The organism is Saccharopolyspora antiqui (genome assembly GCF_052246905.1).
In the GTDB taxonomy this organism is placed as follows: Bacteria; Actinomycetota; Actinomycetes; order Mycobacteriales; family Pseudonocardiaceae; genus Saccharopolyspora.
Map to the genome: position 1 here is coordinate 1 of NZ_JBQQBO010000045.1, position 23,209 is coordinate 23,209.

Annotated in this window: 21 protein-coding genes; 13 read left to right on the forward strand and 8 right to left on the reverse strand. The window is 69.9% G+C overall.

The genetic code is table 11. The features are described from left to right. Positions 1-28: 28 nt before the first annotated feature. Entirely contained in the window at positions 29-1,351 is a 1,323-nt protein-coding gene (locus tag ACTWQN_RS37250; protein WP_443208383.1) for an MFS transporter, read from the reverse strand. 262 nt (positions 1,352-1,613) lie between these two features. Next, positions 1,614-2,501 carry a LysR substrate-binding domain-containing protein gene (locus tag ACTWQN_RS37255; protein WP_443208384.1) on the reverse strand — a complete coding sequence of 296 codons (888 nt, stop codon included), beginning with the start codon at positions 2,499-2,501 and terminating at the stop codon, positions 1,614-1,616. 244 nt (positions 2,502-2,745) lie between these two features. On the opposite strand from ACTWQN_RS37255, the gene ACTWQN_RS37260 reads away from it, so the two are divergent. The 5 genes from ACTWQN_RS37260 (at position 2,746) to ACTWQN_RS37280 (ending at position 9,589) form a co-directional block, all read left to right on the forward strand. Beyond that, complete coding sequence (locus tag ACTWQN_RS37260) at positions 2,746-3,888, forward strand: acyl-CoA dehydrogenase family protein (protein WP_443208385.1); 1,143 nt, start codon at positions 2,746-2,748, stop codon at positions 3,886-3,888. 61 nt (positions 3,889-3,949) lie between these two features. After that, positions 3,950-6,082, forward strand: coding sequence for an acetate--CoA ligase family protein (locus tag ACTWQN_RS37265; RefSeq protein WP_443208386.1), 2,133 nt, complete (start codon positions 3,950-3,952; stop codon positions 6,080-6,082). Positions 6,083-6,485: 403 nt separating this feature from the next. Continuing rightward, positions 6,486-7,208 (forward strand): GntR family transcriptional regulator, encoded by a 723-nt coding sequence (locus ACTWQN_RS37270; protein WP_443208387.1) that lies wholly within the window; start codon positions 6,486-6,488, stop codon positions 7,206-7,208. A 75-nt stretch (positions 7,209-7,283) separates the two neighbouring features. Next, complete coding sequence (gene solA, locus ACTWQN_RS37275; protein WP_443208388.1) at positions 7,284-8,432, forward strand: N-methyl-L-tryptophan oxidase; 1,149 nt, start codon at positions 7,284-7,286, stop codon at positions 8,430-8,432. After that, positions 8,429-9,589, forward strand: coding sequence for an NAD(P)/FAD-dependent oxidoreductase (locus tag ACTWQN_RS37280; protein WP_443208389.1), 1,161 nt, complete (start codon positions 8,429-8,431; stop codon positions 9,587-9,589). The genes solA and ACTWQN_RS37280 overlap by 4 nt, the downstream gene beginning before the upstream one ends. Positions 9,590-9,674: 85 nt before the next feature. On the opposite strand, the gene ACTWQN_RS37285 is transcribed toward ACTWQN_RS37280, so the two are convergent. The 5 genes from ACTWQN_RS37285 to ACTWQN_RS37305 all read right to left on the reverse strand — a co-directional run bounded on the left by ACTWQN_RS37285 (position 9,675) and on the right by ACTWQN_RS37305 (position 13,129). Next, the gene (locus tag ACTWQN_RS37285; protein ID WP_443208390.1) at positions 9,675-10,361 is read right to left on the reverse strand and encodes a dienelactone hydrolase family protein; all 687 of its coding nucleotides are present in this window, start codon (positions 10,359-10,361) and stop codon (positions 9,675-9,677) included. Between the two features lie 383 nt (positions 10,362-10,744). Next, complete coding sequence (locus ACTWQN_RS37290; protein ID WP_443208391.1) at positions 10,745-11,149, reverse strand: VOC family protein; 405 nt, start codon at positions 11,147-11,149, stop codon at positions 10,745-10,747. Between the two features lie 28 nt (positions 11,150-11,177). After that, the gene (locus ACTWQN_RS37295; RefSeq protein WP_443208392.1) at positions 11,178-11,579 is read right to left on the reverse strand and encodes a DoxX family protein; all 402 of its coding nucleotides are present in this window, start codon (positions 11,577-11,579) and stop codon (positions 11,178-11,180) included. Between the two features lie 164 nt (positions 11,580-11,743). Further along, the gene (locus ACTWQN_RS37300) at positions 11,744-12,817 is read right to left on the reverse strand and encodes a J domain-containing protein (RefSeq protein ID WP_443208393.1); all 1,074 of its coding nucleotides are present in this window, start codon (positions 12,815-12,817) and stop codon (positions 11,744-11,746) included. A 57-nt stretch (positions 12,818-12,874) separates the two neighbouring features. Beyond that, positions 12,875-13,129: a biotin/lipoyl-containing protein gene (locus ACTWQN_RS37305; RefSeq protein WP_443208394.1), complete on the reverse strand. Its 255-nt coding sequence runs from the start codon at positions 13,127-13,129 to the stop codon at positions 12,875-12,877. A 688-nt stretch (positions 13,130-13,817) separates the two neighbouring features. On the opposite strand from ACTWQN_RS37305, the gene efeU reads away from it, so the two are divergent. From efeU to ACTWQN_RS37345, 8 genes are all read left to right on the forward strand, one after another. Further along, positions 13,818-14,663, forward strand: coding sequence for an iron uptake transporter permease EfeU (gene efeU / locus ACTWQN_RS37310; RefSeq protein WP_443208395.1), 846 nt, complete (start codon positions 13,818-13,820; stop codon positions 14,661-14,663). Next, positions 14,660-15,769 carry an iron uptake system protein EfeO gene (efeO, locus tag ACTWQN_RS37315; protein ID WP_443208396.1) on the forward strand — a complete coding sequence of 370 codons (1,110 nt, stop codon included), beginning with the start codon at positions 14,660-14,662 and terminating at the stop codon, positions 15,767-15,769. The genes efeU and efeO overlap by 4 nt, the downstream gene beginning before the upstream one ends. Continuing rightward, positions 15,766-17,001, forward strand: a complete 1,236-nt coding sequence (gene efeB, locus ACTWQN_RS37320) for an iron uptake transporter deferrochelatase/peroxidase subunit (protein ID WP_443208397.1) — start codon at positions 15,766-15,768, stop codon at positions 16,999-17,001. Before efeO ends, efeB begins: the two co-directional genes overlap by 4 nt. A 139-nt stretch (positions 17,002-17,140) precedes the next feature. Continuing rightward, a complete protein-coding gene (locus ACTWQN_RS37325) occupies positions 17,141-17,620 on the forward strand; it encodes a cation:proton antiporter regulatory subunit (protein WP_443208398.1) in 480 nt (159 codons plus the stop codon). A gap of 3 nt (positions 17,621-17,623) precedes the next feature. Further along, positions 17,624-18,769 carry a cation:proton antiporter gene (locus ACTWQN_RS37330; protein ID WP_443208399.1) on the forward strand — a complete coding sequence of 382 codons (1,146 nt, stop codon included), beginning with the start codon at positions 17,624-17,626 and terminating at the stop codon, positions 18,767-18,769. 346 nt (positions 18,770-19,115) lie between these two features. Then, positions 19,116-19,979 (forward strand): dihydrodipicolinate synthase family protein, encoded by an 864-nt coding sequence (locus ACTWQN_RS37335; RefSeq protein ID WP_443208400.1) that lies wholly within the window; start codon positions 19,116-19,118, stop codon positions 19,977-19,979. Positions 19,980-20,210: 231 nt separating this feature from the next. Further along, on the forward strand, positions 20,211-21,422 hold the full coding sequence (locus tag ACTWQN_RS37340; RefSeq protein ID WP_443208413.1) for a cytochrome P450: 1,212 nt from the start codon (positions 20,211-20,213) through the stop codon (positions 21,420-21,422). 31 nt (positions 21,423-21,453) lie between these two features. Next, positions 21,454-22,176: a Mut7-C RNAse domain-containing protein gene (locus ACTWQN_RS37345; RefSeq protein WP_443208401.1), complete on the forward strand. Its 723-nt coding sequence runs from the start codon at positions 21,454-21,456 to the stop codon at positions 22,174-22,176. Here ACTWQN_RS37345 and ACTWQN_RS37350 read toward each other — a convergent pair. After that, on the reverse strand, positions 22,166-22,963 hold the full coding sequence (locus ACTWQN_RS37350; protein WP_443208402.1) for an SGNH/GDSL hydrolase family protein: 798 nt from the start codon (positions 22,961-22,963) through the stop codon (positions 22,166-22,168). The two genes, ACTWQN_RS37345 and ACTWQN_RS37350, sit on opposite strands and share 11 nt — an antisense overlap. Between the last annotated feature and the right edge of the window lie 246 nt (positions 22,964-23,209).

Genomic DNA, 23,209 nt, shown 5'->3' on the forward strand with positions numbered 1-23,209 from the left:
TGACGCCCCCACGACCCTGCGGTGCCGGTCAGGCGTTGACGGTTTGGCGAGGAACGTCGAGGTCCCAGCGGTGGCGGGTCAGGACGACCGGGACACCTTCGCCCCGGTCCTCGGCCGCGAACACCGCCGCTCGGGCTCGGCGCCACCACACCACCGTGCGGAACGCGCCGAACACCAGCAGGGCCACCAACGCCAACATCGCCACCCGGTACTCCGAGCCGCCCGGCATGCCCTGCGCCAGGTCGAGGACCAGGCCCACGCACAGCACGCCGAGCGCCGTCGCCGAGTGCCCACCCGCGTTGGCCACCCCGGTTGCCGTGCCCACCTGGCGCACCGGGTTGTAGTCCCGCACCAGGGCGAAGGCGACCGCCGAGACCGGGCCGCCCAGGGCGAAGACCATGAACGCCGTCGCGATCACCGAAAGCGGCGGGCGTCCTTCCGGCCAGCCCAGCAGCACCACCCAGGACAGGGCATTGAGCAACAGATAGCCGAGCACGATCCACATCCGGCACTCCGGGCGGCGGCCGATCAGCGCGCCCACCACCGGGCCGCCGATCACCTGGCCGATGATCAGCACGCTGAGCAGCACGCTCGCCGTCGCGGCGGGCACGCCCAGCCCGTCCACCAGGTACGGGAACCCCCACAACAGAGTCAGGGCACCCGAGACGAACATCGTGCAGAAGTGCGCCCAGAAGGCCAGCCGCGTGCCCGGCACCGACCACGCGGCGCGCACCTGCTGGAAGATGGCACCGCCACTGCGCGGTTGCGCGCCCCCGGGCGCGGCTTCCCGCACTACCGTTGCGGTGATCGCCGAGTAGCCGAGCGTCAGTGCTCCCACCAGCAGGAACGTCGCGGTCCACCCCATGTTCTGCAAGGCCAGCGCGAGCGGGAAGGTGGCCGCGACACCACCCAGCGCCCCCAGCGCGCTGGACACCGTCGCCACCAGCGCGTAGCGGCGGGCGGAGAAGTGCGCCGCCACCAGCCGCAGGATGCTCACCCACATCAATGCGTCGCCCATGCCCAGCACGGCGCGGGCGAGCAGGCCCATCGGATACGACCCGGCCAGCGCGAAGAGCACCTGCCCGGTACCCAACAGCAGCACCGCGACGGTGATCACCTTCCGAGCCCCGAACCGGTCCACCAGCAATCCGGTGGGAATCTGCATACCGGCGTAGATGCCGACCTGCAGGACCGTGAACGCGCTGAGCGCGGCGGGGCCGACGTCGAACCGGTCCAGCGCCTGCGTTCCGGCAACCCCCAAGCTGCCTCTGTGAAATACCGCGGCGAGGTAGGCAACCACCGCCGCACTCCAGATCCACCATGCCCGACTCTCCGGTCGGTCGGCAGCCACGAAGAACCTCCTCATTCAGCAATGTCAAGATCATCGTTGATCTATTACTCGTCTGGTCTGTCGGCGCAGCACGACGCAGGGTTACCGAAACAGCACGTGCACTGCACCACACTTCGCACAGCTGCCCGCATTTCCCAACATCAGTGGGAACTCATCAGACAGTCCACTGTGGAACAGTATGGCGTGACTTGGGTCGCATGCCACGGCGAGGGGCGATTTCGCGCGAAATCGGTTCAACGCCGCGCGAATCGGGCACTGCGCCTCAGAGTTCGGCGACGACCTCGTCGAGCAGTCCGACCAGTCCGGCCAGCGCCGGGTTCTGGTCGTCCGCACGCCACACCAGCGCCAGCGGGATCGGCGGCGCGTCGTGCACCGCGACCAACACCACCCCAGGCACTTTCAAGTGTTCGGCGGTCATCGGAACCAGGCTGATCCCGGAACCGGCACCGACCAGCGACAGGATCGTGTGCGTATCCGGTGCTTCCTGAACGAAATCCGGGCTGTAGCCGTGCCGCAGGCAGGCCGCCTGCACCAACTGGTTGACCACCGAACCGCGCCCGCTGGGATAGCTGATGAACGTCTCGCCCCGCAGATCGGCCAGCCCGATGCGGCGACCATCGGCCAGCCGGTGGTCCTCCGGCAGCGCGACCGCCAGCGGGTGCTGCTCCAGCTCCCGCACGCACAGCCCCTCGGTCGGCACCGGCAGGCGCAGCAACCCGGCGTCGACCTCCTGCTGGTTGATCCGGTCCACCAGCTCACCGCCGAACAGCGGGCTGCGGATTTCGAAGCGCACATTCGGATAGCGCTCCCGGAACTTGCGCACGATCAGCAGCATCACCTGGTACGACGTCTGGCCGCTGAACCCCAGCCGGACCACGCCGATCTCGCCCGCCGCGGCCTGCCGGGCCAACCGGGGTGCGGCCTCCGCCGCTTGCAGCGTCTTGCGCGCCTCCCGCAGGAACGCCTCCCCCGCCGCGGTCAGCGCGACCTGCCGCGTGGTTCGGCGCAGCAGCGCCACCCCGACTTCGTGCTCCAGGCGCTTGATCTGCTGCGAAAGCGGCGGTTGGGACATGTGCAACCGGACCGCGGCCCGGCGGAAGTTCAGCTCCTCCGCCACGGCGACGAATGCCTGCAAGTGGCGTAGCTCCACCGCACGAACCTCCCGACCACGAGCGCCTTTGCCCAGGTCAACGCCCATTGAGTCGCGCAACCGAATCAAACGTACCTGAATTTGGTGTTAGACGGAACACACTGGTTGGCCTAGCGTCGAGGTACCGGGATCGCGATGCGGCGTTCGCCGTCGCGTCGACGGATCTTCAGGTGCGCCAACGGGTTTCGATTCGTCAGCCGTCCGGCGGATCCTCGCTGGCTGGTGACCGGTGCGGAGGACAGCGATGGATCCGAACGTGTTCGACGACGTCCTGCGCACCGTCCGCGACTTCGTCCGCAACGAGGTGGTGCCCAGCGAGGACGAGATCGAGGACACCAACGCGATCCCGCAGCGGCTGCGCGGGGCCGCCGCCGAGATGGGGCTGTTCGGATTCGCCCTGCCCGAAGAGTACGGCGGGCTCGGCCTGTCGATGAGCGAGGACGTCCGGCTGGCCTTCGAGTTGGGCTACACGGTTCCGGCGTTCCGCTCGATGTTCGGCACGAACAACGGCATCGCTGGGCAGGTGATCGTCAAGTACGGCACCGCGGAGCAGCAGCAGCGGTGGTTGCCCCGGTTGGCCTCCGGCGAGGCGATCGCGTCGTTCGCGCTCACCGAGGACGGCGCCGGTTCGGATCCGAGTTCGGTGCGCACCAAAGCGATCCGCGAAGGTGCGGAGTACGTGCTTTCCGGCGCGAAGCGGTTCATCACCAACGCGCCGCAGGCCGACCTGCTGGTGGTGTTCGCCCGCACCGACGAGGAAGCCGAGGCGCACCGGGGAATTTCGGTGTTCCTCGTCGAGACAGGCCTCGACGGGGTCCGGATCGGGCCGCCGAACGCCAAGATGGGCCAGGCCGGGGCGCACACCGCCGAGGTGTTCTTCGACGATGTCCGAGTGCCCGCGGCGGCGATCGTCGGCGGGCAGGAGGGCACCGGGTTCGCCGCTGCGATGTCGTCGCTGACCCGAGGTCGGTTGCACATCGCGGCCATCTGCGTCGGGCTGGCCACCCGGATCGTCGAGGAGTCGGTGCGCTTCGCCGCCGAGGCCGAGCAGGGCGGCAAGCCGATCAGCCGATTCCAGCTGGTGCAGGCGCTGTTGGCCGAGTCGCAGGCCGAGCTGTACGCGGGGCGGTCGATGGTGCTGGAGGCCGCCCGCGAGTACGACTCGGGGGCGGACACCCGGCTCGCGCCGTCGTGCGCGAAGTTGTTCTGCAGCGAGATGGTCTCCCGGGTCGCCGACCGCGCGGTGCAGGTGCACGGCGGATCCGGCTACATGCGCGGCGTGCCGGTGGAGCGCTTCTACCGGGACTCCCGGGTGTTCCGCATCTACGAGGGCACCAGCGAGATCCAGAAGTTGATCATCGCCAAGCAGCTGCTCCGCCAGGTGTGAGCTCGTGACTGGAGATTTCGGTTCTTGCCGCGATTTCCGCTCACGACGAGAGGAGGAATCCGTGGGCGCCGTCGAGAACACGGCAATCCAGCGACTGCTGCATCCCCGATCGATCGCCGTCCTGGGCGCCTCGGACAACCCGATCAAGTTGTCCGGCCGCCCCATCGAGCTGATGAAGCGCTTCGGCTACACCGGCCGACTGCTGCCGATCAACTCCCGGCGCGCGCAGGTGCAGGGCCTGCCCGCCTACCGGAGCCTCGACGAGGTCGAGGGCGAGATCGACCTGGCTATGGTGATGCTGCCCGCCGACAAGGTCATCGACGGGGTCCGCGACTGCGCCGAACGCGGCATCCCGGCCGCGATCATCGGCGCCTCCGGATTCGCCGAGGTCGGCGAATCCGGCGAGCTGTTGCAGCGGCAGTTGCAGGCGGTCATCGCCGAGACCGGCATCCGCGTGCTCGGCCCGAACTGCCTGGGCATGTTCAGCCTGCGGGATCGCGCGCTGCCCACGTTCAGCTCGGCGATGGACGACAGCACCGAACTGCGCGAGGGCCCGGTGGCCTTCGTCAGCCAGAGCGGGGCCTTCGGCACCTTCATCTTCAGCGCGGCGCAGTCCGCCGGGCTGGGCATCTCGCACTTCCTCAACACCGGCAACGAGGCCGACCTGTCGGTGGCCGAGGTGCTCGGCGGGCTGGTCGAGACCGACGAGAGCAAGGTGCTGATGGCCTATCTCGAAGGCGTGCACCACGGCCGGGAGCTGCTGCGGGTGGCCCGTCGGGCGCACGAGTTGGACAAGCCGATCCTGGCGGTCAAGGTCGGCCGTTCGGCGGCCGGGGCGCGCGCCGCGCGGTCGCACACCGCGTCGCTGACCGGGGAGGACGCCGTGTTCGACGGCGCGACCAGGCAGTACGGCATCCTCCGGGTGGATGGCATGGAGCGGTTGCTGGACACCGGGCTGGTGTTCGCCGACGGTCGACGCGCCCGCGGTCGGCGGTTGAGCACGTTGTCGCTCTCCGGCGGGGCCGGGGTGCTGATGGCGGACATGGCCAGCAGCAACGGTCTTCAGGTGCAGCCCTGGGACCAGGTGTGGCAGCGGCGGATGGCCGAGGTCATCCCGCCGTTCGGTTCACCGCGCAACCCGGTCGACCTCACCGCCGCGCTGCTCAGCGATCAGGGCATGATTCGGCGCGCGCTGGAGATCACCATCGAGCACCCGGATACCGACATGATCGCGGTACTGCTGGGCAACGCCGACAACGGCTCCGCGCAGCTGATCGACGCGATCGAGCACGCCTACCGGTCCACCGACCGGCCGCTGGTCGTGGTGTGGACCGGCGGCAGCGGTCGGCCTCGCCAGCGGCTGCAGGAGCTCGGCATCCCCTGCTACACCGATCCCGGACGGGCCGCGGCGGCGCTGGGCGCGCTCGCCGACTTCAGCCTGCGGCCGCCGCTGCCGGACCCGAGGCGGCCCGCCGACATCGACGAGCAGGTGGCCCGCGCGATCATCCGGGGCGCCCGCGAGCAGGGCCGCACCCAGCTCGACGAGCACGAGTCGAGTCGGCTGATCGCCGCCTACGGCGTGCCGTGCGCCGGGGCGTTCCCGGCCGACACCCCCGATGCGGCGGTTTCGGCCGCGCGCGATCTCGGCGGCCCGGTCGCGGTCAAGCTGCTGTCCGACCACATCGGACACAAATCGGACGTCGGCGGGGTTCGGCTGGCGCTGATCGACGACGGCGAAATCCGCACCGCCGCGGCGGATCTGCTGCGCGTCGCCCGCGAGGCCGGTGATCCCGGGGCTCGGCTGCTGGTGCAGCGGATGGCCGGTGGCGACACCGAACTCATCGTGGGCATCAAGCAGGACCCGGCCTTCGGTCCGGCGGTGGTGGTCGGGTTCGGCGGCGTGCTGGTGGAGGTGCTCGCCGACAGCCAGGTCGGCGTGGCACCGCTGGACGTCGACTCGGCGAAGCGCCTGCTGATGTCGTTGCGCGGCAGCCGGTTGTTCGGGGAGGTGCGCGGCAAGCCCGCGCGCGACGTGGCCGCCGCGGCCGACGTGGTGGCGCGGCTGTCGTGGCTGGCCGCCGATCTGGCCGACGACATCGCGGAACTGGACGTCAACCCGCTGCTGCTGGACGCGGTCGGCGCGGGTGCCGTCGCGGTGGACTGCCTGGCGGTGCTGGCGAAATCCACGCGATGAGTACCCGGCACGCTGGCCGACGCAGGCATCCCAGAGTCCTAAGTGGACAGTTACTGCGATCACCGAAAGCACGCTGTGACCGGCGGTGTGGAGATCTCCGCGGTTTCGCTTGAGACCGCGGTCGAGGAACGCGTGTCCGGGCGTATCGGGGGGACGCCCGGACACGCGGCGTTAGCAGGATTTGGATGTCGTACATGACGGGCTGCGTCCTGGAAATCACCGGCGGCCGCCACATCTGACGAACGGCCGCGTGGTCGTGAGCGAAAATCCCGGTCCTCACCGGAACAACCACGCACGACCCCCTTCGCCCAGGCGCGCGAGGAATGGGCGTACATATTTCACCCAAATTGACCGATCAAAACCACTATTGACCGGTCAATTGTTCGCAGGTTAGGTTGCTCCCGTGGCGACCCCGGCGTACCTGCGCATCCGCACCGAACTGGAGCAGCGGATCCACTCCGGCGCGCTGCCGCCCGGTGCCCGGCTGCCCACCGAGGCCGAGCTGCAGCAGCAGTACTCGGTCGGCCGCGCGACGGCGCAGCGGGTGCTGACCGAGCTGGCGCAGGCCGGACTGGCGGAACGCCACCGGCGGCGCGGCACCTTCGTCACCGAAGGCGCGCGGCAGGAAAACCTGCTGCGCCTGGTGAATCCGACGCTGCAAGGCCCGGAGATCCCCGGACGGCATGCGGTGGAATCCGCGTCCGTGGTGCCCGCCCGCGACGCCGACGTCGACCTGCCCGGCGTCGCCGACGACGCCGCGGTCAACCAGCTGCGGCGGCTGAAGTTCGACATCGACGACAACCCGATCGCCATCGAACTCGCGGCGGTCCCGTTCTCGCTGGCACCGAGGCTGTTGGACGAGGACCTGGCACTTCTGACGACGCACGACTACTTCGCCAGGAACCGGATCCCGGCGGCGAAGTCGCGCATGTACATCGACCCGATCCGGCTCGACGAAGCCGATGCGGCGCGGCTGCGCACCCCGCCCGGCCAGGCCGTGATCCGGTTGCGCCGGTTGACCTGGCTGACCGACGGCAAGCTGGCCGAAGCGATGTGGCACATCATCCGCCCGGACCTGGTGGAGTTCTTCATCGAACGAACCGTGCTGTCCACAACGGACTCCTGACCCCGGCCGTACCGACACTGGTCGGTTCTGCCTGAGACCGCCGACCCGACACCGCATGCAGGAACAGGAGCGATCATGACTCAGCCGCGCGTCGCGGTGATCGGCACCGGTGTGATCGGCGCCATGACCACGTGGCACCTCGCCCGGCGCGGCACCGACGTGCTCGCCTTCGACACCTACTCCCCCGGCCACGACCGCGGGGCATCGGCCGGGGAATCGCGCATCTTCCGCACCGCCTACAAGGAAGGCTCGAACTACGTACCGCTGCTGCGGCGGGCCGGGCGGCTGTGGCGCGAGCTGGAGCAGACCACCGGCACCGAGCTGCTGATGATGTGCGGCGGCCTGACCATCGCGGCCGCCGACCACCCCGACATCCGCGCCGTTCGGCGCAGCGCCGAGGAGCACGACCTCGACCACGAGGTCTTGGACACCGCCGCGGCCCGCGAACGGTTCCCCCAGCACCGAATCGACGACGGTGAAGTGATGGTCCTGGATCCGGCGGCGGGCGTGCTGCGGCCCGAACCGGCCGTGCAGGCAGCACTTCGCGCGGCGGAGGAAGCGGGCGCGACGGCGCTCCCCTACCACCCCGTCGACGAAGTCGCCGAAACCGCCGAGGGCTGGCGAGTCCGCAGCGCTGGCAAGCACTTCGACGTCGACCACGTCGTGTTCGCACCCGGCCCGTGGGCGCGGGGGCTGGAACCGCTGCGGGCCCTGCCGGTCGAAGTCCGGATGATCACCGCGTGCTGGTTCGCCGCCCGCGACACGGCGGCGCACCGGCCGCAGCGCCTGCCGATCGCGATCCGCCGCCACCCCGAGGCCGCGTTCTCCTGCTTCCCGGTGCTGGACGGGGTCGCGGTCAAGATCGTCCCGCACCACCTGGGCTGGCCGACCCTGGACGACCCGGCCGCGCTGCCGCGCAGCGCCGATCCGGAGTTCGCCCGAGCCGCCTCCGCCGCGGTCGCCCGACTGCTGCCGGGCGTCACCCCGCATCCGGTGCGCATCGGCGCGTTCGCCGAGGGCTTCACCCCCGACGACCACGCCCTGCTCGGTCCGCTGCCCGGCCACCGCAATGCCACCGTCCTGACCGGCTTCTCCGGACACGGCTTCAAACTCGCCCCGGTCTTCGGCGAGATCGGCGCCGATCTCGTGCTGCGGGGCAGCACCGAACACGACATCACCCGCCTCGACCCAAACCGCTTCAGCGAACTTGTGAGGACCGCATGAAGATCGCCGTGATCGGGCTCGGTGTGCTGGGCGCGAGCGCCGCACGTTCGCTGGCCCTCGCGGGCGCCCAGGTGACCGTCTTCGAACGCACCAACGCGCTCGCCGGAACCTCCGGCACCTCGTTCGCCTGGACCAACTCGCACAACAAGCACCCCCGCACCTACCACGACCTGAACGTGGCGGGCATGGCCGAACACGCCGCGCTCGCCGAGCACCCCGGTGCCGCCCCGAACTGGCTGATGCGCACCGGCAACCTGGAATGGGCCGAAGACGACACCGGGAGCCTGGCGACCTCGGTCGCGAAGCTCACCGACCGCGACTACCCGGTGGACTGGATCACCCCGGAACGCGCCCGCGAACTGGTCCCCGACCTGCGGCTACCGCCCCGCGTCCAGGAAATCGCCTACTACCCGACCGAGGGCCACGTCATCCCGGCGCTGCTGGTGGCCCGGCTGTGGGGCGAGGCCCGGGAGCACGGTGCCGAACTGCGCTGCCCCGCCGAGGTCGTCGGCCTGACCGAGACGGGCGGGAAGGTCCGCATCGAGTTGTCGGACGGCACCGCCGAGGCCGACGCGGTGGTGATCGCGACGGGTCGCTGGACCGAGGCGCTGACCGCGACGGCCGGGCACCGCGTGCCGATGGCCTCACCGGATGTTGCGGGCTCGGCGACGGTGGGCCTGCTCGGCTACACCAATCCGCTTGCGACCAGGCTGAACCGGGTGCTGACGACGCCGCGGCTGAACGTGCGCCCGGACGGCGGCGGCCGTCTGGTGGTCCAGGGCCTGGACCTCGACGCGGACGCCGACCCGGCCAATCCGCCGCGCCCCGACGGCCAGCACGCCCGGCAGCTCCGCAGCCGCCTGGCGGAGCTGCTCGCGGGCACCGAAGGCGCCCGCCTGGAATCCATCCGGGTCGGCCAGCGCTCGATGCCCGCCGACGGCCTGACGGTCGCCGGTTTTCTCAGCGATAACAGCAAGATCTACCCCATCGCCACCCACAGCGGCATCACCCTCGGACCTCTGCTGGGCAAACTCGCGGCCGAAGAACTGGTCACCGGAACCGAGTCGGCGGCCCTGGCGGACTTCCGCCCCCAACGCCTGATCGGCCGGACCGACCTACCCACGCTCAAACCAGCCCGCTCGGCCGGACAGCAGTAACACGCGCGCGATTTCGTCCACCGATCGATGAGCGGCACTTCCGCCCGCAACAACCGGACCAGAAGTGCCGCTCACCCGGCATCGGTCAGCTGAGGTGGCGGCGGAGGAAGTCGAGGGTGCGGGGCCAGGCCGTCCGGGCCGAGTCCTCGTGGTAGGCCGCCGGGTTCTGGTCGTTGAAGAACGCGTGCCCGGCCGGGTAGACGTGGACCTGCGGGCGGACCTTGGACTGCTGCTGGATCTTGTCGCGCAGTTCGCCCACCGCGTCCATGCTGATGGTGCGGTCGTACTCGCCGAAGTGGCACAGCATCGGCGCGGTCAGCCCGGAGAAGTCCGTGTCGACCACCGACGGCATGCCGTAGAACGGCACCAATGCGCCGACCCGGTCGCCCTGCTGCGCGCCGAGCACGATGGTGAACGCGCCGCCCATGCAGAATCCGACCACGCCGACCGACGAGCTGGTCACCGAGTCGTGGCCCAGCAGGTAGTCGATCGCGCCGGAGAGATCGCGGGCCGCCCGGTCCACCGGCAGCTGCTGCATCAGCCGCGCGGCTTCCTGGGCGTCGTGGGTGGTGTGCCCGCCGTAGAGATCCGGGGCGAGCGCGACGAACCCTTCGGCCGCCAGTCGATCGGTGACATCGGCGACGTGGTCGGTCAGCCCCCACCACTCCTGGATCACCACCACCCCGGGGCCCGAACCGGACGGCGTCGCCAGATATCCGTGCGCGGTGTGCCCATTGCTGGCGAAGCTGACGTTCTGGTGCGGATTCGTCACGCTCGTACTCCTTTGTCCGGCGGCTTAGCCGCGGCCCCGACTGGCTCATCGTCGCGCCCGGCCGGGGTGATCGCACGCGGTCACCCTTGGGCTGCCCGGCGTTCCCGCGCGAACAGCAGCCGGACGAGCCCGGCGAAGATCAACACGGTATCGAGCACCACCGCCGGATGCCAAGAGCCAACACCCTTCCGCCGTACCCCGCCGACCGCCGGAACGCGCCGACGCGGCCCGCCGGAACGTCGAGCCGGACGCCCCATCGACCACAATGGACGAACATCGGCAGGATCACGAGCAGCAACTATGCGGGCAGCTTTCGGGTGAAAGGTGAAGGGCACCTGCTACCAAGTAAGTTGGTAAAAGGTGCCCTTCACCTCGGTTCGCGCTCAGGCTTGCGGTGCGGACAGGTCCATGTGGATGAGTTCCCAGATGTGGCCGTCGAGGTCCTGGAAGCTCTTGCCGTACATCGGGCCTTCGTCCATCGGCTCGTTGGCGGGCTGGGCGCCCGCGGCGAACGCCTTCTCGGCCATCTCGTCGACCTGCGCCCTGGATTCCAGACCGAGCGCCACCAGCACCTCGGTGGCCTTCGTGGCGTCCACCAGCTCCTTCTTGGTGAACTGGCTGAAGAACGACTCCACGTGCAGCATCGCGTAGGCGTCGTCGCTGATCACCATGCACGTCGCGTTCTCGTCGGTGAACTCCTGGTTGAAGCTGAAGCCCAGCGCGGTGAAGAAATCGACCGACTTGTCGAGGTCCTTGACGGCCAGGTTGATGAAGGTCTTGATGGACACGTTCGCTCCGTTTCGCGGGATGAGTCGATCAGCGGTTGGCCAGCATCGGGATGGATCGGCGACGTCCCCAGGCGATCGCCAGGAACACCAGGCAGAGGACGAACGGCATGGACGCCAGGACCAGCGAGTCGAACACGAAAAGCTGGGTGATCGTCGCGCCGATCATGACGCCAGCCAGGCCGAGCGCCGCCAGCCCGGCCAGCCGGGGCACCAGCAGGCCGATCGCGCCCAGCAGTTCCAACGCACCGACCAGGTAGCGGAACCACTGCCCGAGGCCGATCAACCCGAACATCTGCACCGTCATCGGGTCACCGAGCAGCTTCGGGACCGCGGCGAACGCGAAGAACGCCGCCAGTAGGGCCTGCAGCACCCATAGCGCCACGTGCACGGCCCGCCGTTGGGAAACCGCCGCTGTTGAACTGGTAGTCATGGGGTTGCACCCTTTCCGCATCGCCGGAGATTTCGACTACCTGTACCGACAAGGGACGAAACGGAAACTCATCGGAAATCGGCAAAAAAGATTCTGACCTGGCCGTTTCAAGCCCGCGACGACGCTGCCCAACCGCCACGCGGCAGCAGGCCGATGGCGGTCGTTCAGCTCGTGACGACCTGGTCCAGCACGGCGTTGAACGCCTCGCGGTCCACGGTCGCCGGGTCCTGCGCGAGCCACCGGCCGATGTCCCGGACGAACTGCGCCGGAGTCATCGGCGAAACCGGATCGTCGCCCTGCTCCACGGTGCTGACGTCACCGGCCCGGCTGGGGTAGATCAGCACCACGCCGCGCACTTCGACACCGGGCAGGAACTCCTCGAACGTGGCAACGCCTTCCGGCAGCCGGGTCGCACCACCGCGGAACGGGTGGCCGTTGCGCCACAGCGTGCCCTCTTCATCGGCGATGTAGTGGCCGGGCAACCAGCTCTTGGACTCCACCAGCACCAGTCGCCGTCCGCACAGCACCGCGTGGTGCACGTCCTCGAACACCGAGTCCGGCCAGGACAACCCGTGGAACACCCGCACGCCCGGCAGCCTGGTCAGGTACTTCGCGCACAGCTCGGCGGTCAGCTGCTGGGCCCGCTCGTGCTGCGCGTCCGGCAGGCCGAAAACCCGGCGGCCGCCGAACTCCGCGACGAACAACCGGTCGGTCCGGTGCGCCCGGATGTGCCGCCGCAGCAGCAACACGATCACCGAACCCGCCGCCACCAGCAGGGACAGCCAGACGGTCAGCAGCACCGCGGTCAGCTCGACGGCGAGCCCGACCAGCAGCAACAGCGACCAGCCGCCCACCAGCGCCAGGGTCGGGGCCCGGTCCGGGCCGATGATCGGCAGGTAGCGGATCCGGGCGTCGGGATCGATGGTGTCCCACCACGGGATGTCGTCGAGCCGCAGCCGGGGCGGCTTCGGCACGTAGGTCGGGTCGTCACCGAAGTCCCGCCGCCGACGCCGCTCGGCCGTCCGCGGGCGGCTGGTTTCTCCGTCGTTGTCGTAGTTGGCGCGACGCACCGGATCGTTGAGCGTCTCGTAGGCCTCCTGCAGCAACCGGAAGGTGCCCGCGGTGCCACCGACGTCGGGGTGCATGCTGCGCGCCAGCGATCGGTACGCGGACTTGATCTCCGCTGCCGTCGCGTCGCGGTCCACACCAAGCAACTCGTAGTAGTCGACCCCGCGCACGGCCCTCCCGCCTCCCGCTGCTGCGCGGCAATGATAGGGCTTGCGCCGAACCCAAGATCAACCGCGTGCGGGTGTTTCGTCGGCGACCTCGGCGATGTCCTGCCCCGAGTTGACTTCGGTGCCGTCGGCGAGCAGGAACCGGGTCACGACGCCGCTGGTTACCGCCTTGACGGGGTTGTAGGTCTTCACCGCTTCGATCACCGCGATGGTCTGGCCGGGATCGACGTGTCCGCCTTCGCGCACGTACGGGTCGGCCTCCGGCGCCGGACGCCGGTAGAACACGCCATGTTGCTGGGCCTTCACAGTGGACATAACCGGTACCGTGCCCGCTGTCCCACCGGGCCGCCACTCGTCGCGTCCCGCGGCGAAATCGGCTGGCCGGGCGGAAGCGAAAAAACCCGCTGACCGACCGGCCAGCGGGCTCTTCCACGCGGATGGCCGGGACGGCGTAACGCCATCCCTCCCTTTTGGCCACCCGGGACAGCCGACCGGTCCTCGGTGGCGCCTTGGACCAGCACGGCCAGCTCTGCGGTCGAACGCCGGAGTCGCAGGCCGGAGCGCAAGTGTTGCGCCGGTCGGCTCACCCGGCATCGCCAGGTCATTCGTCGGCTGGCGAAGCCCGCCGACGCCATCCGCCACCCTAGCCGATGAGCCGCGCCACGTGGGGCACAACGTGACTCATGGCTCCCCGGTGTCACAACCAGAACTCCCGCACCGAACTCGCGTCGATTCGCCGCCGTATCCCCGCGCCGGAGCCCATCGCACGGCTCGGAAACGATCATTTCCGCGGGCTTGAATCCCTTTCCGGAAAACGAACAAACGGCACGAAAAACATCTGCGCGATTGTTCGCGCATTTCAGTCATACCTCGATCAAGCAGGACAAATGGACCAGGCAACAAAAGTCGCGGACCAGTGAAGTGGTATTCACACTTGCTTGACACAAAGGTGAGGCTTACCTAGGTTTCGATCGCTCGACAGCTGCGAGAAAAGGAAACGCGGATGCTATTCAGTAATGCGTTGATCGGCCTGCGCGAAGGCCTGGAGGCCGTTCTCGTGGTCAGCATTCTGGTCGCATTCCTGGTCCGCACCGAACGCCGCCGAGCACTGCCGCTGGTCTGGGGCGGGGTGGCCGTCGCGGTGGCGCTGTCGGTGGCCGTGGGCGCACTGCTGACCTACACCGCGGCGACGCTGAGCTTCGAAGCCCAGGAGGCCTTCGGCGGGACCGCCTCGATCATCGCGGTCTGCTTCGTCACCGGCATGATCTTCTGGATGCGCCGGGCGGGCCGCACCCTGGCCGCCCAACTGCGCGGCCAGCTCGACGAAGCACTGCGGCTGGGGCCGGTCGCGGTGGCCACCGTGGCGTTCCTGGCGGTCGGGCGGGAAGGCATGGAAACCGCGGTGTTCTTCTTCTCCAGCGTGCAGTCCGCCGGTGGCGGCACCGCCCTGCCGCTGCTCGGCTTCCTGATCGGCATCGCCTTGTCGATCGTGCTCGGCGCACTGCTCTACGTCGGGGCGGTCCGGATCAACCTGTCGAAGTTCTTCACCGCCACCGGTGTGCTGCTCGTCTTCGTCGCCGCCGGAGTCTTCGCCTACGGGGTGCACGACCTGCAGGAAGCCTCGGTGCTGCCCGGCTTGAACACCCTCGCCTTCGACGTCAGCGCCTACGTGCCGCCAACGTCCTGGTACGGCGCGCTGCTCAAGGGGATCTTCAACTTCTCGCCGCAGACCACCGTGCTCGAAGCCGTCATCTGGGTCGGCTACGTCGTGATCGTGCTCCCGCTGTTCCTTCGTCCGCACCGCGGCGCCACCCGGCCCGCCAGCATCCGCACCGGAGAAGCCAAGTGACCATCAACGCCCGCGCCCTGGTTCCCGCGCTGTGCACCCTCCTGCTCGCGGGCTGCGCCGGAAAGGCCGCTGACGCACCCGGGGCGATCACCGTGCAGGCCGGGGACAACGCATGCGCGCTGTCGGCGGCCTCCGCACCGGCCGGGACTATCCACTTCGACATCACCAACACCGGCAACGAGGTCACCGAGTTCTACCTCCTCGGCGACGGCGACCGGGTGGTCAGCGAGGTCGAGAACATCGGCCCGGGCCTGACGCGGCAGCTGGTCGTCGAGGTGCCGCAGGGCGGCAAGTACACCACGGCATGCAAGCCCGGCATGCAGGGCGACGGCATTCGCGGCGAATTCACCGTCACCGGTTCCGCCGCCGCCCAGGAAGGTGCCGCCGCGCAGGCGGTCACCGACTACAAGCAGTACGTCGACCAGCAGGCCGCCGAGCTCAAGGCGGGCATCGCGCGGTTCACCGAGGCCGTCAAAACCGGTGACGTGGCGCTCGCCAAGCAGTTGTACGCCGCGGCCCGGCTGCCGTGGGAGCGCATCGAGCCGGTCGCGGAGAGCTTCGGCGACCTGGATCCGAAGATGGACGGCCGGGAGGCGGACCTGGAGCCCGGCCAGGCGTTCACCGGCTTCCACCGGCTGGAGAAGGACCTCTGGGTCTCCGGCTCGCAGCCGGACACCGCCGCGGTCGCCGATCAACTGGTCGCCGACGCCGACCAGCTCGTGGCGCAGACCGGCAACGTCGAGCTGACCCCGGCGGGCATCGCGAACGGCGCCAAGGAACTGCTCGACGAGGTCGCCACCAGCAAGGTCACCGGCGAGGAGGAGACCTTCTCGCACACCGACCTGTGGGACTTCCGGGCCAATGTGGACGGCGCCAAGCAGGTGATCAGCGCGCTGCGACCGGTGCTGACCGCGAAGGACCCGCAGCTGCTTGGCACCCTGGACGAGAAGTTCGCCGCGGTCGACGCGCTGCTGGCGCGCTACCAGATCGACGACGGCTTCCGGCTCTACACCGAGCTGAGCCCCGAGCAGGTCCGGGAACTGGCGGCGGCGGTGGACGCGCTCGGCGAGCCGCTGAGCAAGACGGCGGGTGCGGTCGCGCGATGACCGGTGTGTCCCGGCGTCGACTGTTCGGCCTGACCGGCGCCGGTGTCGCGCTCGCGGGCGCCGGAGCCGGGGCGGGCTATCTCGCCGCCAGCCGCCCCGACGAGGCCGCGGCGACGGTGCCGTTCCGCGGGCCGCACCAAGCGGGCATCACCACACCGGCGCAGGACCGGATGCACTTCGTGGCCTTCGACGTGACCACGACCGACCGCGCCGAACTCGTCGCCCTGCTGCGCGACTGGACCCAGGCCGCCGAGCGGATGACCGCCGGGCTGGAGGCCGTCGACCACGGCGCGATCGGCGGACGCGCCGAGGAGCCGCCCGGTGACACCGGGGAGGCGCTGGACCTGCCCGCGTCCGCGCTGACGCTGACCATCGGCTTCGGTCCGACGCTCTTCGACGGGCGCTTCGGCCTCGGCGACCGGCGGCCACCCGCGCTGATCGACCTGCCGCACTTCCCCGCCGACAACCTCGACCCGGCGCGCAGCGGCGGCGACCTGTGCGTGCAGGCCTGCGCCAACGATCCGCAGGTGGCGGTGCACGCGGTCCGCAACCTGGCGCGCATCGGCTTCGGCAAGGTCGCGGTGCGCTGGTCGCAGCTCGGGTTCGGCCGGACCTCGGCCACCTCGCGAGCCCAGAGCACGCCGCGCAACCTCTTCGGTTTCAAGGACGGCACGAACAACCTCAAGGCCGAGGACACCGCAGAGCTGGAGGAGCACGTCTGGGCGCAGCCGACCGACGGTCCGCGGTGGATGTCCGGCGGCAGCTACCTGGTGGCGCGGCGCATCCGGATGCACGTCGAGACCTGGGACCGCACGTCGCTGGGCGAGCAGGAAGCCATCGTCGGCCGCGCCAAGGGCAGCGGAGCTCCGCTCGGTGCGGCCGACGAGTTCGACCCGGTCGACCTGCAGGCCCGCGGACCGGATGGCGAAGCGCGGATCGCCGACGACGCGCACATCCGGCTCGCCGCGCCCGCCGCGCACGGCGGTGCGCGGCTGCTGCGGCGCGGCTACAACTTCACCGACGGTTCCGACGGCCTCGGGCGGCTGGACGCCGGGCTGTTCTTCGTGTGCTTCAACCGCGATCCGCGCACCCAGTTCGTGCCCGTGCAGCGCACGCTGTCCAAACAGGACTCGATGATGGAGTACCTGGAGCACACCGGGTCGGCCATCTTCGCCTGCCCGCCCGGGGTCGACTCCGGCGCCTACTGGGGGCAGCGGCTCTTCGAAGGTTGATCCCCGTGCAGCACTGCCGCCTGAGCGCGGCGGCGCGCCGACGCCTGGCGGCTGGTGATCCTCGGCGCACCCGCCGCGGCGCGCTGACGTGCGGTTCCGCTGTCCGGCAGGGGCGTCGTCGCGGCGCGATGATGAGCGCATGGACGTCACCGAAGTGTTGCTCCCGGGGGTCGGCCTGCGCTACGAGTTCACCACGACCGACGGCCAGCGCATCGGGGTGGTGGCTCTTCGCCGGGGCGACTTCGAGTTCGTCGCCTACCCCGGCGACGATCCAGACGAGGTCCGGGTGCTGTTCCGGCTCAGCGCCGACGAGGCCGACGCGGTCACCGAGATCCTCGGCGCACCGCGCATCGCCGAGCGCTTCGCCGATCTGACCCGCGAGGTGCCGGGCCTCAACGCGGGGCAGGTGGAGGTCACCGCGGGATCGGCGTTCGCTGGACGCACGCTCGGCGAAACCCGCGCGCGCACCCGCACCGGCGCATCGATCGTGGCGATCGTGCGCAGCGAGGACGTCATCGCCTCCCCCGCGCCGAGCCAGCTGTTGCAGGCCGGGGACATCCTGGTGGTGATCGGCACGCAACAGGGCATTACCGGGGTGGAACACATCCTGGCGGGATGAACCGTGCACACCTCGATCGCGCTCCTGCTCGAACTCGGGATCGTGCTGATCGTGCTCGGCGCGGTCGGCACGGTGACCCGGCGCTTCGGGGTGTCCCCGATCCCGCTGTACCTGCTGGTGGGGCTGGCGGTCGGCGAGGGCGGCATCGCGCCGCTGCCCGCGGCCCGGGACTTCGTGGAGATCGGCGCGTCGATCGGGGTGGTGCTCCTGCTGCTGACCCTAGGTCTGGAGTTCTCCATCGAGGAGTTCACCGTGACGCTGCGGCGGCACGTCCCGTCCGGCCTGGTGGACATGGTGGTCAACGCCGCGCCGGGCGCACTGGCGGGCTGGCTGCTCGGGTTGGACGTCACCGGTGTGGTGGCGATGGCCGGGGTGACCTGGGTGTCGTCGTCCACGATCGTGTCCCGGCTGCTGGACGACCTGCACCGGCTCGGCAACCGGGAAACCCCGGCGGTGCTGTCGATCCTGCTGCTGGAGGACTTCTCGATGGCGGTGTACCTGCCGATCCTGGCGGTGCTGGCCACCGGCGGGACGGTGCTGCACGGTCTGGCCAGCGTCGCTGTCGCGGTTGGGGTGCTGCTGCTGGCCCTGGGCGCGTCGCGGCGCTGGGGGCATCGCGTCGGGCACCTGGTCGACGATCGCGACACCGAGCAGCTGCTGCTGCGGATCGTCGGGTTGGCGCTGGTGGTCGCCGCGATCGCCGAGCTGGCCGGTACTTCCGCCGCGGTCGGGGCGTTCCTGGTGGGCCTGGCGTTGACCGGCCCGCTGGCCGACCGGGTGCGTTCGCTGGTGGCGCCGCTGCGCGACCTGTTCGCCGCCGCGTTCTTCCTCGCCATCGGCATTTCGGTGGCACCGGCCTCGTTGCTGCCGCTGCTACCGCTGGCCATCGCGCTGGCCGTGGTGTCGGCGCTGACCAAGATCGGCACCGGCTGGTACGCGGCGGCCCGCAGCGGCGCCGGACGGCGCGGTCGGCTGCGCGCGGGCAGCGTGCTGGTGGTGCGCGGCGAGTTCTCGATCGTCATCGTCGGCCTGGCCGCCGTCCCCGGTGGACCCCTCGGCCCGCTGGCCACCGCCTACGTCCTGATCCTGGCGATAACCGGACCACTGCTCACCTGGTGGTTCAGCCCACCAGCACACCAACCACCGTGAACGAAAATGGTCGCCACACCCACCAAACCCACTCACGACCCCGTTTGGGTGAGGGGTGAGGGGCACCCGTGACCAAGTAAGTTGGTCACGGGTGCCCCTCACCTCGTCCCCAGCTCGGGGTGCAGCTGGAGGTGGAGCGTCTGCGAATCGGTTGCCAGCGGGCGGAATTGATCCGTCGGTCCGCAGCGCCGGGTCCACGCTGCCGTCTACCGTGTGAGGTTGGCGCCGTTGTCCTTGACGACCTCGGACACGACGTGTCTAGGATCGCCGGTGCGTGGCGTCCGCCGCCTGGGTGAGTGAAAGGCAGGACATGGCAACGAATCCGCTTGCACCTGGGGTGTGGGGCGTGGTCGCCACCCCGTTCACCGGATCCACATTGGACGTCGACGAGGCCGGTCTGGCCGGATTGGTCGAGCACTACCAGCGGATCGGCGTCACCGGGCTGACCGTGCTCGGGGTCTTCGGCGAAGCGGTCCGGCTGTCGACCGCCGAGCGGCGCGCGGTGCTGGAGATCGCCGTCGGCGCGGCCGATCTGCCGATCGTGGTGGGCGCGTCCAGCACCTCGCTGGCACCGGTGATCGAGGAGATCGAGTTGGCGACCGACGTGGTCGGCGACCGGCTGGCGGGTGCGATGGTCCAGGTCAACACACCCGACCCGAAGCAGCTCGCGGCGCACCTCGGCGCGGCCCACGCGGCGACCGGGGCCGGTCTGGTGGTCCAGGACTACCCGCTGGTCACGGGCGTGTCGATCAGCGCGGCGAGTCTCGCCTCGGCGGTGCGCGAGGTCGCGGCCGTGGTGGCGGTGAAGGCGGAGGCGCCACCGACCCCGCCCGCGATCGCGACGTTGACCACTGCCACGGACGTGCCGGTGTTCGGCGGTCTCGGCGGAATCGGGCTGCTCGACGAGCTGGCGGCGGGATCCGCTGGCGCGATGACCGGTTTCTCGGTGCCCGAAGGCCTGGTCGCCTGCGTCGCGGCTTGGCAGCGGGGTGGGTACGACGCGGCCCGCGAGGCGTACTCGCCATACCTGCCGCTGGTGAACTTCGAGGCGCAGGCCCGGATCGGACTGGCGATCCGCAAGGAAGCGCTGCGCCGTCGGGGCCTGCTGCGCGAATCCGGGGTCCGGCCGCCCGCGCCGAGCATGCCGGAAAGCCTCAGCGACCAACTCGACCGGCACCTGGCAGCCACCCCCGGGGCGAAGATCAGCTGATCGACCTGGGAATTCCCGGACCCGCCATTCGGTGATCTTCGTTACCGCGCTGCCTCGGCCGAGGTCGGCAGGACTGCGCTCTCGCGTAGAGTGGTCGAGCGATTTCGCCCGCCTGGGACGGATATCGCCACCTCCGCCTAAGACGGAACGTGCAGCCTGTTGGGGGTCTTGCTGGTGCAGAATCTTCGGTCCCGGATCACCTCCTGGTTCGCGCGCCGATACCTCACCCGGATGCAGCAAAAGGGCCTCGGCCCCGCGTCGATGTTGCCGACTGCCGCGCTGATGCCGTTGCAGCGCAACGGTCTGCACCCGGTGCCCGAATTGGGGCGCTCCCGCGAACGGTCACCGATCAGCAAGCTCCCGGTGCCGTTCGGGGCGAACGTCTGGCTGGTCACCGGTTATCGCGAGGCCAAGGCGGTGCTCGGCGACGCCGATAGGTTCAGCAACGACTTCACCCACCTCGTTGGCCGGATCGGCATCACCACCGAGGACAACCCCGGTGGTCTCGGATTCACCGACCCGCCCGCGCACACCCGGTTGCGCCGCCTGCTGACCCCGGAGTTCACCATGCGCAGGCTGGCGCGGTTGGCACCGGAGATCGAAGCCATCGTGGGCCAGCGGCTGGACGCGATGGCCGAAGCCCGGCAGCCGGTCGATCTGGTGCGCGAGTTCGCGATGCCCGTCCCGTCGCTGGTGATCTGCGAGCTGCTGGGCGTTCCCTACGCGGAGCGCGCGGCGTTCCAACAGCTGAGCGTGACCCGATTCGACCTGTTCAGCGGGTTCGGCGCGTCGCTTGGCGCGATGTCGCAGTCGATGGCGTACCTGCACCGGGTCGTCGAGCAGCAGCGCGACTGTCCTGGCGATGGCCTGTTGGGCGCGCTCATCAAGGAGCACGGCGACGAGGTCAGCGATCGGGAGCTGGCCGAGCTCGCCGACGGGATCCTCACCGGCGGGTTCGAGACCACGGCGAGCATGCTCGCGCTGGGTGCGCTCACGTTGCTGCAGGACCCGGATCTGCTTGCGCTGATCCGCGACGACGATGCGGCCGTGCCCGGCTTCGTCGACGAATTGCTGCGCTACCTCACCGTCGTCCAGGTGGCCTTCCCGCGGTTCGCCCGCGCCGACGTGGAAATCGCGGGCACCAGGATTTCGCGTGGCGACATCGTGGTGTGCTCGTTGAGCGGCGCGAACCGGGACGACTCGTTCGGGCCGGGCACCGACCTGCTGGACCTGGCCCGCAGCGCCCCGTCGCACCTGGCCTTCGGGCATGGGATCCACCGCTGCATCGGTGCCGAACTGGCTCGGATGGAGCTCCGCGAGGCCTATCCCGCGCTGGTGCGCCGGTTTCCGGAGATCCGCCTCGCGATCCCGCCGGAAGACCTCGCCTTCCGGAAGGCCTCGATCGTCTACGGACTCGAATCCCTGCCGGTCCGGTTGGACTAGCGTCCCGGACCGCCGGGGTCACCATGGGGGGATGACGGCTTCGAGGGTGCTGGTGCGCCTCGACCCGGACCTGTGGTTCTTCGCCGCGCCACAGCGCCGGGTCGAACAGTTCGCGCTGCCCTACGACGGCACGGCCACACTGGGGCACCTCGCCGAATCGCTCGGCGTGCCGCTGACCGAAGTCGGCCCGCTGCTGGTCGACGGCGTTCCCGCGACGCCCGCGCAGCAGCCCCGCCCCGGCGCGACCATCGAGATCGGCCCGGTCAGCCGTCCGCAGCCGGGGCCGTCGCGGTTCGTGCTGGACGTGCACCTCGGCAAGCTGGCCCGGCGACTGCGGCTGCTGGGCGTCGACACCGCCTACCGCAACGACGCCGCCGACGACGAGCTGATCGCGCAGGCCGAGCGCGAGCAGCGGGTGCTGCTCACCCAGGACCGGGGTCTGCTCCGGCGCCGGGCGCTGTGGGCCGGTGGCTACGTGCGGGGCGCCGATCCGGCGCGGCAGTTGGCGGACGTCATCGAGCGGTTCGCCCCGCCGCTGGCGCCGTGGACCCGCTGCACTTCGTGCAACGGCCCGCTCGATGCGGTGCGCAAGCAGGACGTCCTGGACGAGATCGAGTCGGGAACCCGCCGCAACTACGACGAATACGCGCGCTGCCGCGATTGCGCGCAGGTGTACTGGCGAGGCGCGCACGCCCGGCGGATCAACGCGATCATCCGGGCCGCGCGCCTCGCCCACCCGGGCGTCAGCCCGTGACGGCGTTGAGCGTCGGCAGGTACGCCTGGGCGTGCCCGTCGATGTCCGGGTGGAAGGACTCCACCAGCGGGTTGCTCGGACCGTTGATCCACTCGTCGGAGCTGCACACGCCGTGCCCGGCGAATGCGTCGCGGGTGTCGGCGTAGGTGAACCCGGCGGCACCCGCGCGATCGGAGATCACCCCGGCCAGTTCGTCGGCGCCCTCGTTTAGCCGCTGCCGCTTGGCGTCGGTGAAGCCGGGGATGCCGCAGTCGCCGAGCTCGTTGAGCCGTGGGTACCCGATCACCACGACCTCGGCGTTGGGCGCGGCCTGGCGGATGTTGGCGTAGGTGGTGTCGAGCTTGCCCGGCAACTCGTCTTGGGCCTTCGCGCTGGCCTCGTCGACCGCCGAGTCGCACGTCGAATCGGTGCCGAGCAGGCAGCGCTGGATGACATCGGCGAACCCGATGTCGTTGCCGCCGATCGAGATGGTGACCAGCGTGGTGTCGGCGCCCAGCTGGTCGAGTTGGTTGGCGTTCACGTCGTCGGTGACGGCGCCCGAACAGGCCACGAACGCGAAGCTCGCGACGTCGTGCGAATCCACCCACAACTGGGGGTAGGCCCGCGGGCTGCGCAGGCAGTCACCGCTGTCGTCGAAGTACTCCCGAGTGCCGACCCCAGATGCGTAGGAGTCACCCAACGCCGCGTAGTTCTCGGCGGCCGACTCGGCGAACACCGGGGTTGCCAGAGCTGTCGTTGCCAGAGCGGTCGCCGCAGCGGCACCGGCGAAATGCCGTAAGTGACGCATTCTTCCTCCGATCGGAGAGCGAAAACGTCACCATTCAAAGAGGTCTTGACCGCATACCGGACGATTTGGCGAATACCCGCCAGTAACCAATGAAGCGGCACAACGGAATCGCGAAAACAGCCGCCATACGGGTGGTTTCGAACTTCTCGACCCACCACAGTGGACGAATCAGAGCTGCCCCGATCGGCGGCCCAGCACGATACGGCGGATAGCGCAACACGAAACGGCCCCAACGCAGGCGATTCG